Annotated in this window: 13 protein-coding genes and 1 pseudogene; 5 read left to right on the top strand and 9 right to left on the bottom strand. The window is 47.1% G+C overall.

What is annotated here, in order from left to right:
• The first annotated feature begins 24 nt into the window (after positions 1-24).
• The gene (locus L6468_RS07690) at positions 25-720 is read left to right on the top strand and encodes a tRNA1(Val) (adenine(37)-N6)-methyltransferase (protein WP_237792820.1); all 696 of its coding nucleotides are present in this window, start codon (positions 25-27) and stop codon (positions 718-720) included.
• 1 nt (position 721) lies between these two features.
• Here the strand turns inward: L6468_RS07690 and L6468_RS07685 are convergent, their stop codons facing one another.
• The 7 genes and pseudogenes from L6468_RS07685 to L6468_RS07655 form a co-directional block, all read right to left on the bottom strand.
• Positions 722-913: a hypothetical protein gene (locus L6468_RS07685; RefSeq protein ID WP_091818621.1), complete on the bottom strand. Its 192-nt coding sequence runs from the start codon at positions 911-913 to the stop codon at positions 722-724.
• A 5-nt stretch (positions 914-918) separates the two neighbouring features.
• Positions 919-3,495, bottom strand: coding sequence for a glycosyl hydrolase (locus L6468_RS07680; protein WP_237792819.1), 2,577 nt, complete (start codon positions 3,493-3,495; stop codon positions 919-921).
• Between the two features lie 4 nt (positions 3,496-3,499).
• The gene (locus L6468_RS07675; RefSeq protein WP_091818623.1) at positions 3,500-4,729 is read right to left on the bottom strand and encodes a rhamnogalacturonan acetylesterase; all 1,230 of its coding nucleotides are present in this window, start codon (positions 4,727-4,729) and stop codon (positions 3,500-3,502) included.
• Between the two features lie 193 nt (positions 4,730-4,922).
• A pseudogene (locus L6468_RS07670) lies at positions 4,923-5,117 on the bottom strand (DUF6078 family protein); the annotation flags it as partial.
• Positions 5,118-5,273: 156 nt separating this feature from the next.
• Positions 5,274-5,780, bottom strand: a complete 507-nt coding sequence (locus L6468_RS07665; RefSeq protein WP_237792817.1) for a hypothetical protein — start codon at positions 5,778-5,780, stop codon at positions 5,274-5,276.
• 25 nt (positions 5,781-5,805) lie between these two features.
• Positions 5,806-7,119, bottom strand: a complete 1,314-nt coding sequence (locus tag L6468_RS07660; RefSeq protein WP_237792816.1) for a hypothetical protein — start codon at positions 7,117-7,119, stop codon at positions 5,806-5,808.
• A 12-nt stretch (positions 7,120-7,131) separates the two neighbouring features.
• Positions 7,132-7,626, bottom strand: a complete 495-nt coding sequence (locus tag L6468_RS07655; RefSeq protein ID WP_237792815.1) for an RNA polymerase sigma factor — start codon at positions 7,624-7,626, stop codon at positions 7,132-7,134.
• Positions 7,627-7,811: 185 nt separating this feature from the next.
• Here L6468_RS07655 and L6468_RS07650 point away from each other — a divergent pair, with 185 nt between their 5' ends.
• The 4 genes from L6468_RS07650 to L6468_RS07635 all read left to right on the top strand — a co-directional run bounded on the left by L6468_RS07650 (position 7,812) and on the right by L6468_RS07635 (position 12,054).
• Complete coding sequence (locus L6468_RS07650) at positions 7,812-9,140, top strand: DEAD/DEAH box helicase (RefSeq protein ID WP_237792814.1); 1,329 nt, start codon at positions 7,812-7,814, stop codon at positions 9,138-9,140.
• Positions 9,141-9,280: 140 nt separating this feature from the next.
• On the top strand, positions 9,281-10,348 hold the full coding sequence (gene serC / locus L6468_RS07645; RefSeq protein ID WP_237792813.1) for a 3-phosphoserine/phosphohydroxythreonine transaminase: 1,068 nt from the start codon (positions 9,281-9,283) through the stop codon (positions 10,346-10,348).
• Between the two features lie 78 nt (positions 10,349-10,426).
• Positions 10,427-11,344, top strand: coding sequence for a 3-phosphoglycerate dehydrogenase (locus L6468_RS07640; RefSeq protein WP_091818625.1), 918 nt, complete (start codon positions 10,427-10,429; stop codon positions 11,342-11,344).
• Positions 11,345-11,427: 83 nt separating this feature from the next.
• The gene (locus tag L6468_RS07635) at positions 11,428-12,054 is read left to right on the top strand and encodes a LolA-like protein (RefSeq protein WP_237792812.1); all 627 of its coding nucleotides are present in this window, start codon (positions 11,428-11,430) and stop codon (positions 12,052-12,054) included.
• 3 nt (positions 12,055-12,057) lie between these two features.
• Here the strand turns inward: L6468_RS07635 and L6468_RS07630 are convergent, their stop codons facing one another.
• Together L6468_RS07630 and recJ are read right to left on the bottom strand one after the other, a co-directional pair.
• Positions 12,058-13,830: a RecQ family ATP-dependent DNA helicase gene (locus tag L6468_RS07630; RefSeq protein ID WP_237792811.1), complete on the bottom strand. Its 1,773-nt coding sequence runs from the start codon at positions 13,828-13,830 to the stop codon at positions 12,058-12,060.
• A gap of 13 nt (positions 13,831-13,843) precedes the next feature.
• Positions 13,844-15,574, bottom strand: a complete 1,731-nt coding sequence (gene recJ, locus L6468_RS07625; RefSeq protein WP_091818628.1) for a single-stranded-DNA-specific exonuclease RecJ — start codon at positions 15,572-15,574, stop codon at positions 13,844-13,846.
• Positions 15,575-15,619: the final 45 nt, after the last annotated feature.

Here is a 15,619-nt window from a genome sequence, read left to right as displayed (position 1 = left end):
AATGTATAACTTTGTGCCCTAAATATGGCAAACGACTATTTTAAGTTCAAAAAATTTACTGTTTTCCAAGGGAAATGTGCGATGAAAGTGGGTACGGACGGTACGCTGCTTGGAGCATGGGCGGATGGTGGCCGGCGGATTCTGGATATCGGTACTGGAACGGGACTGATAGCCATCATGATGGCACAGCGTTTTCCGGATGCCCAGGTAACGGGGATTGACATCGTACCGTCGGCCGTAGAACAGGCCCGCGAGAATGTCATGGCGTCGCCGTTTGTCGACAGGATCACTATCCTGGAAGCGGATGTGTGCCAGTTTGAGGGACAATACGACTGTATCGTATCTAATCCGCCTTTCTTTGAACAGTCGCTGACGTGTCCTGACAACTTGCGCTCGCAGGCACGTCACGACACAAGTCTGTCGTATGCCAGCTTGTTTAAGGCCGTCAAATCACTCCTGACAGAACGGGGGATCTTCTCTCTTGTAGTGCCTTACGATTATAGAAACAGGGTATTTGAGGAGGCTGCCATGAATGGTTTCTTCCTGCACAGAGAATGGTCGGTCCAGACAACGCCTCGCAAGCAGCCAAAGCGTCTTCTCTTAACTTTTGCTCTTCATAGTTGTGAGTCGATAGACACAGGAGTTGGTCTTATAGAAGACGCTCCCGGCCTACGCTCTTCATGGTACGCAGATTTAACTGCTCCTTTCTACCTCCATTAAATCAGAGGTGGTTCACCACAACGGCTGCAATCACCATGATGGCTGCAATCACGCAGAGGATTCTGAATGCCCATTTTGCAATCAGTTTTTTCATGCGGATGGAGTTCAGCGCTTCTCTTTTGAAACGTGTTGCATCATCTTCCTTATGATGGTGGTGATGATGGTGGTGATGTTCATTGCTGTTTTCTGACATGATATTTAATATTTAATAATTGCTACGTTTGAGTGAAGGCCACTTTCTACGGGAGCCCACTCGTCGTATGTTGTTTTCTTGTAATTGATATCCACGACATTGATCTCTTCCATCTTGCGCCATTTCACGCCCTTCTTGTCGAGGTCGCTGATACGGTTGGCGGGCAGATTGGTCACCTCAATACGAATCAGGTTGTCGCCCTCTTTCAGCACGTTGCTGCAGTTGAGCACATAGGGCACACTCCAGGCGCAACCAACAAACTGATTGTTGATATAGACGCGAGCCGACTCACGAACATCGCCCAAATCGATGGTCCATGCATGGGCATCTGCAAGGTCCTTTTTCTTGAGGTTGAGATGCGTGGTATAAACACCGGTACCCATCGTGACGCGTGTCTTCTCGTCCAGGGTCTCCCATGTCTGGAGTTTGTCCAGTTGGTAGGTCTTTCCTACGGCAGGTGCCTCGTCAACGAACGAGAGTGTCCATTTGCCGTTCAGGTCGTAGGTCTTCACTGGTACTTTAGCTTCATCCTCCAGACGGGGCACTTGTTGGAAGTGGCTTTTCTTGTTGAAGGTCTGCAGAATCATGGATTCACCACTACGCAGACTGATGAGAATCTGACGGCCATCCTGTCTGGCGGCATAACGTTCGCCGTTGAGCGGATTGAACCAAATGGCTTCTTCGTAATCTACTGGTAATGAGACGTATTCACAGACATCCTTTGGACTCAGGTTGGCGATGAAATAATGGTAACCGTTGGCATTCTTGCGTCGGATAGCTTTCAGGCCCAGCTGGGTCTTCATGGCTTCTGCCTTCGCCGCTTTGCCCATCTCTTTCTCGTTGATGCCATAGATGATATGGGCACCCTGAGCCTTGAGCTGTTCGATGTGCTGTCTGACGTTCTCGGGCATCTTTCCGCTGCCGGGGATAATCAGTCCCTTATAGCTTGTGCCGCCCTGCGTGATGAGTTGTCCGTTCTCACACCTGGTATCCATCAGCAGTCGTTCTGAGATATAGTCACAGTCATACCCGGCCTTGTCGATAGCCAGGATACTCTTGATGAAATCGGGAGCCAGTTTGCCCATGGCATGAATAGAAAACTGCATCAGGAGTTTGCCCGTATTTTTCTGCCACATATCACGTACGGGCAGATAAACGAGGAAGTCGTTATCGGGTTGTCCCATCTGCAGAAAACTCTGACAGCGAGACACATAGTCCATGAAGTAGGGGGCATCGCGCCAGATACTGTTTGTAGGACTCATGTCGATGGAGGCGTAAAACTTCCACCCTGGCCACTCGTCGTTCTTGGGTGAGTAGCAGGTGCCGTGGAAGAACATATGGTTGACGCCTGCACAGAACATCAGGTCGATGTCGGGCTTGAGTTGCGACAACGATGTGCGGAAATGTTCCGTGAGCCAGGTGAAGGTCTCGCTGGAGGTGTAGGGCTTGCCACAGATATGTGCAGCCGACGGTGCATATTTCAACATTGAGAAATCGGAGTCGTTCTTGCGCGTCTTACCCTTGTCCTGACGCAGGCCCTTGATACCAAACTCACTCAGGCCGAAGCCTTCTATCTCAGGGATATCCACCGCAGCATAGCAGTCGATGAGGTTGGCAGGAGAACCGTGGGCCTGATTGCGCGTGATAGCCCCATGCTTGTGGGCCCATGCCGTCCATTGGTTGGTGAAATTCTCGAGCAACAGGTCACCCAGTGTTTCGCGATAGTCGCTCAGCACCTTGGGTTCATAGGCTATCAGTTCCGGCAGATGTTCCTCCAGTTTGTAGCCGCGACGTTTCTCGAATTCTTGCAGGAGCGTTGGCGTCCAAGTGGCATCTGCCACCTCGTAGGAGTCGTTGAAGAAGGTGTGAGGGTAGGGCGTCTTCGTACGTTCGAAGGCTTCCTCGATATGCTTCAGGTAATTGGCCACGGCTGTCTTGTCGAAATGGTCGATGACCAATCCCTCACCGCCAGGCGCAGCTCGTTTTACGCGCATCACGCCGTATTTGATATACACAGCCACCAACTTGGCCTGTTGCGATGTGCGATAGGTCAGGTTGCTGCCGGTAACTTGCTGGGTGACGTCACGAGCCTGTCCGTTTTCATAGAGCATCACCTTTTCCAGGAAGGCGTTCTTGGCGTCTTTCTCGGATGGCGACAAGTCGATTGTGCCCGTTCCGTTGATGTCTTTTTCTACGAAGACCACCCGGCAAGCCGACTCTTTCAAGGGTACCCACGGACCACCGAAAGGCCATCCCGTACCGGTCGTCATATCCACCTCAATACCGTTGCGCTCTGCCTGCGTCATCGTATAGCGCAGCATGCTCATCCATTTGTCAGAGAGGTAGGGGATATTATTCTGCTGATTACCCTGAACACCGTAGAGTGGGGTTATCTCGATGGCTCCGATGCCATGTTTGCCATATTCAGAGAGATTCCATTTGAGGTTCTCCTGGTCGACGGCAGATCCTAGCCACCACCAGCGTGTGCCAGGCTTGGCCTCTGGTGTGACCGTAGGCCACGACTGTGCATTGATGGTCAGCGCCAGTGAGGCCAGGGCGATAGAAGAAACAATTCTTTTCATATCCTTAATTGCCGTCAGGTTTTACATTTTCAGAAATACGTGATGGTGCCCATTTGAAGGTCTTCCAGTCATCAGGCTGCGCAGGGTTGAAGTCCTGCCAGTCGGCACGCAGGTACTGCACAACAGGCAGGTTCAGCTGCTTCATACCCATCACCACACACTTGGCCACCTCGTAGGCACCATAAGGGTTGAAGTGGGTATTGTCTGCCAGTTCGCGTCCGTACATCTCCTTGGGATAATGTACCAGCGCGCGTTTTGAGTCCTCGTAGCCCAATGTCTCGAAGAATGTCTTCGTCAGACTGTTCAGGTCTATCAGGGGCACATTCTCCTTCTCGGCTACCATCTTCATGGCTGCGGGGAAGTCGCCGTGCGTATTCATCAGCGTCTTCTTGTCATCATTGAAGGCTCGGCGTTGTGTGGGGGTGCAGAACACAATGTCTGCGCCCTTCTTGCGTACCTGGTCAACGAATATCTTCAGTTGATACTGGTAGTGGTACCAGGCACCGTCGCCGGGCTTCTTTTCTTTCTCGTCATTATGACCGAACTCCACGAAGACATAGTCGCCTTTCTTGAGTGTGGTCAGGATTTTGTCCAGACGATTCGAGGCGATAAACGTGCGTGCGGTGAGTCCGCTTTCCGCGTGGTTGCTGATAGCGACCTCAGGACCGAACCAGCGGGTAATCATCTGTCCCCATGAGGCCCAGGGCTCGTAGTTCTGGTCCACAACGGTAGAATTGCCGCAGAGGTAGATGGTGGGCACGTCTGCCTTCTCAATGTGAATATGTTTTACCGCAGGCATGTCGCCATTGAACTCCAGCGTCAGTTTGTCGTCCCAGGTGAAATATGCCTTCTCGCGGTCCTTAATCTTTACGCGGTTCTTCTCGTCAATCAGCGGTGTGCGCTTGTTGACTGTGAAAGACACTTCCTGCGTGTCCTTGGCCCTCTTGGTGGTGATGTTGTCCATCATCAGCCGGCGACCTTCAGCACGTACTGTAGTGTTTGAATTTTTCTTACCACCCAGCACCACTTTTACCAGGTAATTGCCATCAGGTACCTTCACGCTGAAATAGAAAGGTTCCGCAGGCTTCTTCTTGTCGGGTGCAGGCAGTACGTCGTAACCGTATCCCTGTGAATCGCTATACACAGGCTGCTGCTTTGTCATGTCAAAGTCATATGTCTGGGCATTTAAAGCCACAGGCATCAGGGTCATCAAGACCAGAATAGTTTTACGCATAAAGTAGTTGTTTATTTGATTGAATTATTTTAGACGTTGCAAAATTACATTTTTTTTTCCGATATGCCAAATTATTCAATGAATTTCGTGTAAATAGGCTATTTGCTATGGCTCTTTTTGCATGAACGACATGATTCTTTAACTGAAATCATAGTCCATTTCGTAATGATCGAAGGCCAATCCTTCGGTATTGTCAAATGATGTCTTGCTGCTGACGGGGTGACAGTTTGTTCTCTCCATGATGATAACGGTAATAGGGGCCGTTACCCCAACTGAAGTAGCTCTTCACCCTCCGACGCGCTTCTGCCTTCTGATAATTTGGCACGTTGTTATAGATATTACTGAAGCCCCATGCTTTCTTCATCAGTTCCGTTTCGCTGTAGCGCTGACATTGAAGGGAAACAGCAGATACAAGAAATTGTACTTTATAATCTTGATGTCATAACACGGCTTGGATAGCAAGGGAAATATTGTAAAAAAAACTTTCCATCAAAATTGAATGGAAAGTTTTTTATTTAGAAGAACGAATGAGAATCGAGGGGTGTTATTCGCTAAACATCTCCTTTAAGATATCTTGTTTAATATCAGTTGGTATGTTTTTTGTCTTGCAGCAGTCAACGATGTATTTTACCGTCTTGTCAGAGAGAGGGGCTCTTTTCCATACGTCCAGATGATTCTGCCATCTTCCTTTAAAGGTGTTCTTGTCTGTGAGATTTAAACCGTCATTGGTAGCTTTTCGGCCCATTTCAGAATACCAACCGTCTTTGAAAGTGTATTCACCATATTCTTGTGGTGTGATTTCCAGACCGATTAACACCCTGCCCTTCATTCTTAATGAGATTCCGGCAGCAGCATATTCGCCCTTGGGGCCGTAATACTTGAACTGGCGGTAGCCCTGTTTCAGACCAAAGGCAATGGTCTTCCCGTTATCATAAAGCATAGAATCCATCATCCATGCACCAACGAGTTCTTTTTCGGACACTTTTTCTTGAGCATCCACTTGCATAGCACTGATAAGCGCTACAGCCATCAAAATGATTAATTTTTTCATAAGTTTTGGTTGTTTTGTTTAGTAATTATTTTGTATGTTGTATTGCCTCTTTCATGTCTGTCAGGCATTTCTTTATCATGGGGTCTGTTAGCATGGAGTCTTTGTGGCTTACGTTGCCCTTCATGACAGCTTCTGACAGTTCATTGGTAAACGATACAAATGGATTCTTTGCGTTAGGGGCTGTCACCTTCAACTCACCAAGGGGAAATTCGTATTTCATGTCACACTGCAAAAATGCCTTTTTCTTTCCACAACTGACGACATCCAACCACATGCTTTTCAAATCCTGTGCCTGTCTATCGGTAATGGGCATGGAATATGTCTTTACTTTAATCCCTTTACACTTCTTGGGATGCTTGCGCAGATCTGATAAGAATCTATTTTTGTCAATTCTCTTTTTCTTAAACAGGGCTTTGAACGTGGCTTGCCAGATGTTCTTCTTGGCTTCCTTGTAGATGAGGGCATGAGCAATGGAGTCATAATATAATATCCACTCATTTGCTTGCGAATGTTCACAACTCATACCAAATGCCATATTCTTAGGCTTCAAAAGTCGTGCTTTTTCTTTGTAGTAGAATGCTATTCGCTGATGCTTTTTCTGCCAAGCCTCCGATGCACTGTCCGTATGGATAGATAATTGCTCTGCAAGTCTTTTCCCATCCTCGTAGTTCGTTATGGAAACGAGGTTGCCAACAGAATCTAACCCTACAAAAACTACTTCGGCAAGCCTGTTAGTTTCATGCTGCTTGATGGGTTGTTCTTGTGACTTTTTGCTTTCGTCTTTTACATCATCTGATTCTAGTACGACACGCTCTGCCACATGGAGAACAACCTCTTTGTCCGTATTCTTTTCTTCTCGTTGGCCTTGTAAGGTGATTTTCGGATGACGAACATCCGTCTTTTGTACAATCTTTTCCCCTTCGCTTTTTCTCGTTTCTTCCTCTGCCTTTGCTGTAATTTGCTTTTCCGTTTTAGAGATAGCCTTCTGACCTGCATCTGCCTGCAATTGACGAGGCTCCTTAGAATTGGGTGCAAAAAGGAAGAATCCAGTTAAAAGCAAAACTGAGGCAGCAATAGCGACACTCCAAAAGAGAGGTTTCCTCGACCTTGGCTTTTTGCCTATCACTTCGCGTTCGAATTTTGTCCACTTTGCATCGATGTCGATGGGTTGGCAGGACAGTTTTCTGCGACTGCTGCGTTTCGCCTCTACCATTAAACGATATACCTCACGAGTGTCATCATCACAGTTGATGATGTCGTGGATCTCCTCTTTGGAGTATGCTGCGGGGTTATCTAGCATCTCGAGAAGTTTGCGGATATTGTCATTACTAGTTTCCATTGCAATTGTCGTTTAACGATATAACTTTGAACGAATTTTCAGAATGCTCTGTTGCAGATACTTGTAGACCGTGTTCTGGTTCATATTGAGACGCAGAGCGATTTCCTTCAGGGTTAGATCCTCGTCAAAGCGCAGACGAAAGATGCTGTGGTGGGGTTCCTCAAGGCTATCAATGTATGATTGAATAGTTTCCAACTGCTCTGATAATTTGTCTGTAGGCTGCAAGTCGGTTGTCTCGTCCACAGGGTATAAGTTTTCTATTTGTTTGCGGAGAGAGGTCCTTCGGATGATGTTTAAACAGCCGTGATGTACGGAGGTCATCAGGTAGGCTCTAATTTTATCTTCTGATGGTATGATGTCCCGTTTCATCAGTTGTACAAATACATCCTGAACAATGTCTTCAGCTTCTTTGTCTTCGCCCAACAATGTCCTGGCCAAGTAATACATGTCGCTGTAGTACTTGCGGAATAGTTGTTCAAGAATCTCTTTTTCAAGCATGTCAGTCATTGTTGCTTAATATCAGATTGTTTTTATCTATAAGACAATCTAAGCTCATCTTTTTTTACGGAAACTCAATTTATTTTGAAAAATATGATTTCTGATTGCAAAGGTACGAAAAATTTTGGAGATGATTGCTTTTCCTTTCTTTTTGTTTGGTGGCTTCGAAAATTATCCGTAACTTTGCGAAGAATATGAAAGACGTAAATATTAATAAGGTATTAGAGAAACTGAACATCGATTCGCTGAATGCGATGCAGCAGGAATCACAAGAATGCATGTTGAGAGGACGCAATGACGTGGTGGTCCTCTCGCCAACAGGTTCTGGTAAGACGCTGGCCTATCTGCTTCCCCTTGTACAGATGCTTGATGCTGAGAGTGATGAGGTGCAGGCGCTGGTTGTGGTGCCAGGTCGTGAACTGGCTATGCAGTCAAATGCTGTGCTTAAGAGTATGGGCACGGGTATCCGCTCGCAGGCCTGCTATGGCGGACGTGCTGCTATGGATGAGCATCGCGTGCTGAAGCAGAATCGTCCTCATGTGGTATTTGGTACACCAGGTCGATTGAACGACCACTTGGATAAAGGAAACATAGATTCTTACCATATTAAATATATAATAATAGACGAGTTCGACAAATGTCTGGAGATGGGATTTCTGAATGAAATGTCGCGACTGGTGGGGAAACTCACGAATCTGCAGCGTCGTTTTCTGCTCTCTGCAACTGATGCGGAACAGATTCCGCAGTTTGTAGAGATGCGTCGCACAGACCGCTTGGATTATCTCATAGATGATGAGCCTATAAATGATAGGGTAGAGGTCTTTCGTGTAGATAGTCCTGAGAAGGACAAACTGGCAACCCTTTCACGTCTGCTCCTAACATTGGGGGACACCCAGAGCATCGTATTCCTTAACTATCGAGACTCCGTGGAGCGTACTGACGAGTATCTGCGCAAGCAGGGATTCGTGACCAGTGCTTTTCATGGTGGATTAGAACAGCGCCAGCGTGAAGATGCCTTGTACAAATTCTCTAATGGCTCTTCCACGGTTTTGGTATCCACAGACTTAGCCTCTCGCGGTCTTGATATTCCCCATATCGATAATATCATTCATTACCATTTGCCTAACACTGAGGATGCACTCGTACATCGCGTGGGACGTACAGCCCGTTGGGACCAGTTGGGTAAAACATTCTTTTTGATAGGACCAGAGGAACATCTGCCTGAGTTCGTAGAAGCCGAACCATTCTCTGTAGATGAGATAGACAATAATGTCCCCATACCACGCCCGCGTATGGCCACATTATATATAGGTAAAGGTAAGAAGGACAAGATATCGAAAGGCGATATTGTGGGCTATCTCTGCAAGAAAGGTGGACTGGAGCCTTCTGATATAGGAAAAATAGACGTCAACGACCGTTATGCCTATGCTGCCGTCAGTTGTAAAATGGTACAACAAGTGCTTCGACTGACACGTGGCGAGAAAATCAAGGGAATACGTACAGTCGTAGAACTAGTGAGATAGAATTTGTCACTTTCAGATTGCAAAATGTTACGAAATATACCCTTTTACATTATTTTTTGCTAAAATATTTGCCCAATTCAAATAAAAAGTGTAATTTCGCACCCAAATTTCGAAACCATTATAAAACCTATTAGTAAATTATGAAGAAGTACAACTTTAATGCAGGTCCATCAATGCTTCCCCGTGAGGTCATTGAGGCAACCGCCAAACAGTGTCTCGATTTCAACGGTTCTGGTCTTTCTCTGATGGAAATCAGTCACCGTGCAAAGGATTTTCAGCCTGTAGTAGACGAGGCTGTAGCACTTGTTAAGGAACTCCTTGACGTTCCTGAGGGTTATTCAGTAATCTTCCTTGGTGGTGGTGCATCCCTGGAGTTCTGCATGATTCCTTTCAACTTCCTGGTTAAGAAAGCTGCTTACCTGAACACTGGTGTTTGGGCAAAGAAGGCTATGAAGGAAGCAAAGCTTTTCGGTGAAGTAGTAGAAGTGGCTTCTTCTGCAGATGCTAACTATACCTTCATTCCCAAGGACTTCGCTGTTCCTGCTGATGCTGACTACCTGCACATCACAACCAACAATACAATCTATGGTACTGAGCTCCGTAAGGACCTCGATGTTAACGTACCTCTGATTGCCGATATGTCATCTGACTTCATGAGCCGTCCTGTTGACGTAAGCAAGTACAACGCTATCTATGCTGGTGCCCAGAAGAACCTGTCAATGGCTGGTGTGACTATCGTTATCGTGAAGGACGACGCTCTGGGTAAGGCTCCCCGTGAGATTCCTACCATGCTCGACTATCGCACACACGTATCTAAGGGTTCTATGTTCAATACTCCTCCTGTGGTGCCCATCTACTGCGCTCTTGAGAACCTGCGCTGGGTTAAGAAGCAGGGTGGCGTAGAGGCTATGGACAAGTTGGCTAAGCAGCGTGCCGAGATCGTTTACGGTGAGATTGACCGCAACAAGTTGTTCGTAGGTACCGCTAAGGAAGAGGACCGCTCTCTGATGAACCTCTGCTTCGTGATGGCTCCCGAGTACAAGGAGCTGGAGAAGGAATTCCTCGACTTCGCCGTATCAAAGGGTATGGTTGGCGTAAAGGGTCACCGCGACGTAGGTGGTTTCCGCGCTTCTTGCTACAACGCACAGACCATCGAAGGCTGCAACGCTCTCGTAGCTTGCATGAAGGAGTTCGAGGCTAAACATTAATGATTAAATATTAAAGATTAAACATTCTTGGCGGAGCCAAGCGGCAAAGCCGAGCGAAAGATTAAACATTAAATCTTTATGAAAGTATTAGTTGCAACAGAGAAACCTTTCGCAGCAGCTGCTGTGAATGGTATCAAGGCAGAGATTGAAGCAGCAGGTAATGAACTGGCCCTGCTGGAGAAATATACAGAGAAAGCACAGTTGCTTGACGCAGTAAAGGATGCTGATGCGCTGATTATCCGTAGTGATAAGGTTGACGCAGAAGTACTGGATGCTGCCAAGCAGTTGAAGATTGTGGTACGTGCCGGTGCAGGTTATGATAACATCGACCTTGCTGCAGCTACTGCTCACAATGTGGTGGCCGAGAATACTCCTGGTCAGAATGCCAACGCTGTGGCTGAGCTCGTATTCGGTCTGCTGGTTTTCGCCGTTCGTAATTTCTACAACGGAAAGGCCGGTACAGAGTTGATGGGTAAGAAACTGGGTATCCTGGCATTCGGTAACGTTGGTCGCAACGTGGCTCGTATTGCCAAGGGCTTTGGTATGGATGTTTATGCTTACGATGCTTTCTGCCCCGCAGAGGTTATCGAGAAGGCTGGTGTTCATGCTGTTGCTAATCAGGAGGCTCTGTTCGAGACTTGCGATGTTGTGTCACTCCATATCCCCGCTACTCCTGAGACCAAGCAGAGCATCAACTATGCACTTGTTGGTAAGATGAAGAAGGGTGGTATCCTGGTGAATACTGCTCGTAAGGAGGTTATCAATGAGCCTGAGTTGCTGAAGCTGATGGCTGAGCGTGAGGACCTGAAGTTCGTTACAGACATTATGCCTGATGCTAATGCTGACTTCCAGAAATTCGAGGGTCGCTATTTCTCTACTCCTAAGAAGATGGGTGCTCAGACAGCTGAAGCTAATACCAATGCCGGTATTGCTGCTGCCAAGCAGATCAATGCCTTCTTCAAGGATGGTGACACTAAATTCCAGGTGAACAAATAATAACTAAATTAATAAATCTTTTTCAAGGGGCATCCGAGTCTTGTATTTGGGTGCCCCCTTTTTTACGGAACAAACGTCTTTTCATGAAGAAATACTTCTTTCTTTTCTCTTTGATGTTCTGCACACTACAGTTGGTTGCAGCTACTCCTCAGGATACACCCAATAAGGCACGTCAGGAATTTGAAAAAATATATAACATGGTGTTTGGACCGCAAGGTTCCACGTTGCGCTATGATGTTAATATCATTGGTATCTACAAGACTCATGGCACTATTTGGTATAAGGGCAACAAACAATGCTTCTCTGATGAACGTGTCAATACGTGGAACGATGGTGTGACGGCCTACATGGTGTTTAAGAAGAAGAAGACCATTGAGATTCATGATGCAAAATCTGATAAGAAAGATAAATATTCGGGAAAGTTCAAATTCTCACTTGATGACTTCAGGTATTCTATGAAGAATAGCGGTGAGGATATCATCTTTACGCTGAAACAGCAGAAGGGTGCAAAGGGTACAGTGAAAGAGGTCCGTGCGCAAGTAGATGCAAAGACCTATACACCAAAGAGTCTGAAACTGAAGGTGGCATTCTTCTGGGTAAAGATAAAAATCAGTAATTTCCGTTCTGGTGGTGTGCCCGATGCCCAGTTTGTTTTTCCTGCCGATCGTTATAAAGAAGGGTATAAGTACGTAGATAAACGTAACGATTAACCTCTATGATTCCGGTGGTGTCCATGAGTGTTTCTGGTTCAAACAAACATCACATTGTCCACAGTCCTCCGTATTCGTCTCACCGAAATATCTGAGCAGCATCCTGCTACGACAGATATTTCCGCTGTTGGCATATTCCAGCATCTTTTCTATTCGTTCGGCAAAGCGTATTTTCAAATCGTCGTAGATAGACTTGGAAATAACCAGTCGCTCAGACTCTTCACGTCGCTGGGTGTAACGGATAAAGGGAATATGCTTCTGGGGAATGAAATCCAGGATATGCTTCTGGGTGAGTGCGCGCAGAGTCATGTACACCTGTGGTTGCGTGAGACCACATTGCTCTGCTATCACACCCTCGTCGATATACTGATATCCCTGGAACAGACCTGTATAGTTTCTGAGTAATGCCACGATGACAGCATCTTCCTGTGGTTCATTGCCACGTAGCTTGTACAGATCGTCGCGCTCTACGCTGAACATCACGCGTGCCTGCATGTCGTCCTCTTCCTTGAAATCAATATAGCCGGCACGTGTCAGGATATTGAGGGCTGAAACTGTAGGTATGGGGAAATGTTTGTAGATCCTGCAGAACCGTTCCAAGGGGAATTCAAAACAAGCATTATATCCGGAGCCAACGCCTATCTGGTAGAAATAGGCCAGTTGGTCATATACCTGACGGATAAAATCCTTATCAGGGAATGTGTCAACAACACGACGCTGGAGCTTGGCCCTGTCGCTATTGTCATAGAGCAGTACGGCGTATGATTTCTTGCCATCGCGACCAGCACGTCCGGCCTCCTGGAAGTAAGCCTCCAGGCAGTCGGGGCAGTCGATATGTATCACCACACGTACATCGGGCTTGTCGATACCCATGCCAAAGGCATTCGTAGCTACCATGACACGTACCTTATCCTCTTGCCATGCTTTCTGACGCTGGTCTTTCTCCTGATTGTCCAATCCGGCATGATAGAATGTGGCGCTAATACCACTCGTGTTTAGGAGTTCAGCATATTCCTTTGTACGTTTTCTGCTTCTCACATAGACGATGGCCGACCCCTGTACGTGATTCAGAATATGAATGAGCTGGCCTGTTTTGTTGGATGTGTGACGTACAACGTAGGCGAGGTTCTTACGGGCGAAACTCATCTTATACACACACTTCTCACGGAAATGCAGACGTTCCTGTATGTCGTCGATGACCTCTGGCGTTGCCGTAGCAGTAAGGGCCAAGACGGGTGTGTCGGGCAGTTCCTTGCGAATATCTGCGATGGAGAGATAAGACGGACGGAAGTCGTAACCCCATTGGCTGATGCAATGGGCCTCGTCCACACAGATAAAGCTCACCTTCATGTGGCGCAACTTCTCTAAGAATAAAGAGGTGGATATGCGTTCGGGCGATATATACAGTATCTTCACACCACCAAACACCGCATTCTCAAGTGTCATGAGAATACTGTCGTGCTTCATGCCCGAATAGATGGCTGATGCCTGGATTCCACGACGGCGCAGATTGCTCACCTGATCCTTCATCAAGGCGATGAGCGGGGTAATGACAATACACACGCCCTCATGTGCTAATGCCGGTACCTGGAATGTGATGCTCTTGCCACCACCGGTGGGCATAAGTCCCAGTGTATCCTTGCCAGCACCAATGGACTCGATGATTTCCTTTTGAATGCCTCGGAAATCATCGTAGCCCCAGTATTTCTTCAATAATGATTGATAATTGACAATTGATAATTGACAATTATTTGGTGCGTTGTTCTCATTATCCATTATCAATCATTCATTATCCATTATCAGAGTCGCTTGGCTTGATATCTTCAATCTGTAATTGTACTTCGCCGCGTTTGTAGATATTTTCCTCTATGGTGTAGCAGATGTCGAACGAACGTTTCGACTTGATATAACGGGCTGCCTGACTCTGTCCGAAGGCAATGCCGTTCATGACGTTGCTGGAACGTGAATCCACCAGTTCAAGTTTGATATGTTCCTGCTGCTTGCCCACAACCTTTGATGTTCCATAGTCGTAAACGCCGCGCGTACAGAATAATGGTTTTGGATTCTCGGGGCCATAAGGAGCGAATTTCTTCAGGTCGTTGAGCAGTTTCTTGGTGATATCCTTGAAATCTACCTCTGCCTCAATATCGATGGAAGCTTCCGTTTGACGTGTACCGATATGTTCGCTGACATATTGCTGGAAACGGCGACGGAACTCTGGAATATTCTCAACACGCAAGGTCAGACCTACCGCATAGGTGTGACCACCGAAGTTCTCCAGCAAATCACGACAGCTCTTGATAGCGTCGTATACGTCGTAACCGGCTACGCTACGTGCTGAACCAGAGGCTATTCCGTCGTTGCATGAAAGTACGACTGTAGGTCGGAAATACATATCCGTCATGCGTGAAGCTACGATACCTACGACACCTTTCTTCCAGCCTTCGCCGTAAAGGACGATAGCAGACTGATGTTCCTGACTCTCCAGACGAGCTACAATTTGGTTGGCTTCTTCTGTCATCTGCTTGTCGATATCACGGCGCTGGTCGTTATACTCATTGATATGAATAGCCTCGGCCAATGCCTTCTGCATGTCTTTCTCTACAAGCAGGTCAACGGTCTCGGTACCATTCTGGACGCGTCCACTGGCATTGATACGAGGACCTATCTTGAAGATGATATCGCTCATGGTGAGCTCGCGTCCTGTCAGACCGCAAATCTCGATAATTGCTTTCAGGCCTACCGACGGATTCTGATTCAGTTGTTTCAGACCGTGGAAAGCCATGATGCGGTTCTCACCCGTTACAGGTACGATATCTGCTGCGATACTCACGGCACAGAAATCGAGTAGGGGAATGAGCTGGGAAAAGGGAATACCATTGTTCTTGGCAAAAGCCTGCATAAACTTAAAGCCTACGCCACACCCGCAGAGGTGCTTGAAAGGATAGGTGGAATCCTGACGCTTGGGATTCAGGATAGCCACGGCGCAAGGCAACTCGTCGTCGGGTACGTGGTGGTCGCAGATGATAAAGTCAATACCCAGCGATTTGGCATAAGCAATCTCATCGATAGCTTTGATGCCACAATCAAGCACGATAATCAGTTTGACACCTGTTTCTGCTGCATAGTCCAAACCTTTACGACTGATGCCGTAACCTTCCTCGTAGCGATCGGGTATGTAATACTCGATGTTAGAATAGAACTGCAACAGGAATTTATAGACCAATGCGACAGCTGTACAGCCATCCACATCATAGTCGCCATAAATCATGATGCGCTCTTTTCGCCCCATTGCATCGTTCAGTCGGTCAACGGCGACATCCATATCGTTCATCAGGAACGGGTCTATCAGTTCGTTGAGCATCGGCCTGAAGAATCGCTTGGCGGCACTCTCGGTCTTGATGCCGCGCTGGATAAGCAGTTCGGCCAGTATAGGGCTCATGCTTATCTTCTCGGCCAGTTCCTTAGCCTGCTGCTTGCGTTCGGGTGTTGGCGGTTCGTAATTCCATTTAAAATTCATTATATTGTATTTTTTTATTTTCGCGCTTTAGGTGCAAAATTCGCC

Source organism: Prevotella communis, assembly GCF_022024115.1.
Taxonomy (GTDB): Bacteria; Bacteroidota; Bacteroidia; order Bacteroidales; family Bacteroidaceae; genus Prevotella; species Prevotella communis.
The sequence above is the reverse complement of the archived record's forward strand: the minus strand, read 5'-3'. Positions and strand labels throughout refer to the sequence as shown.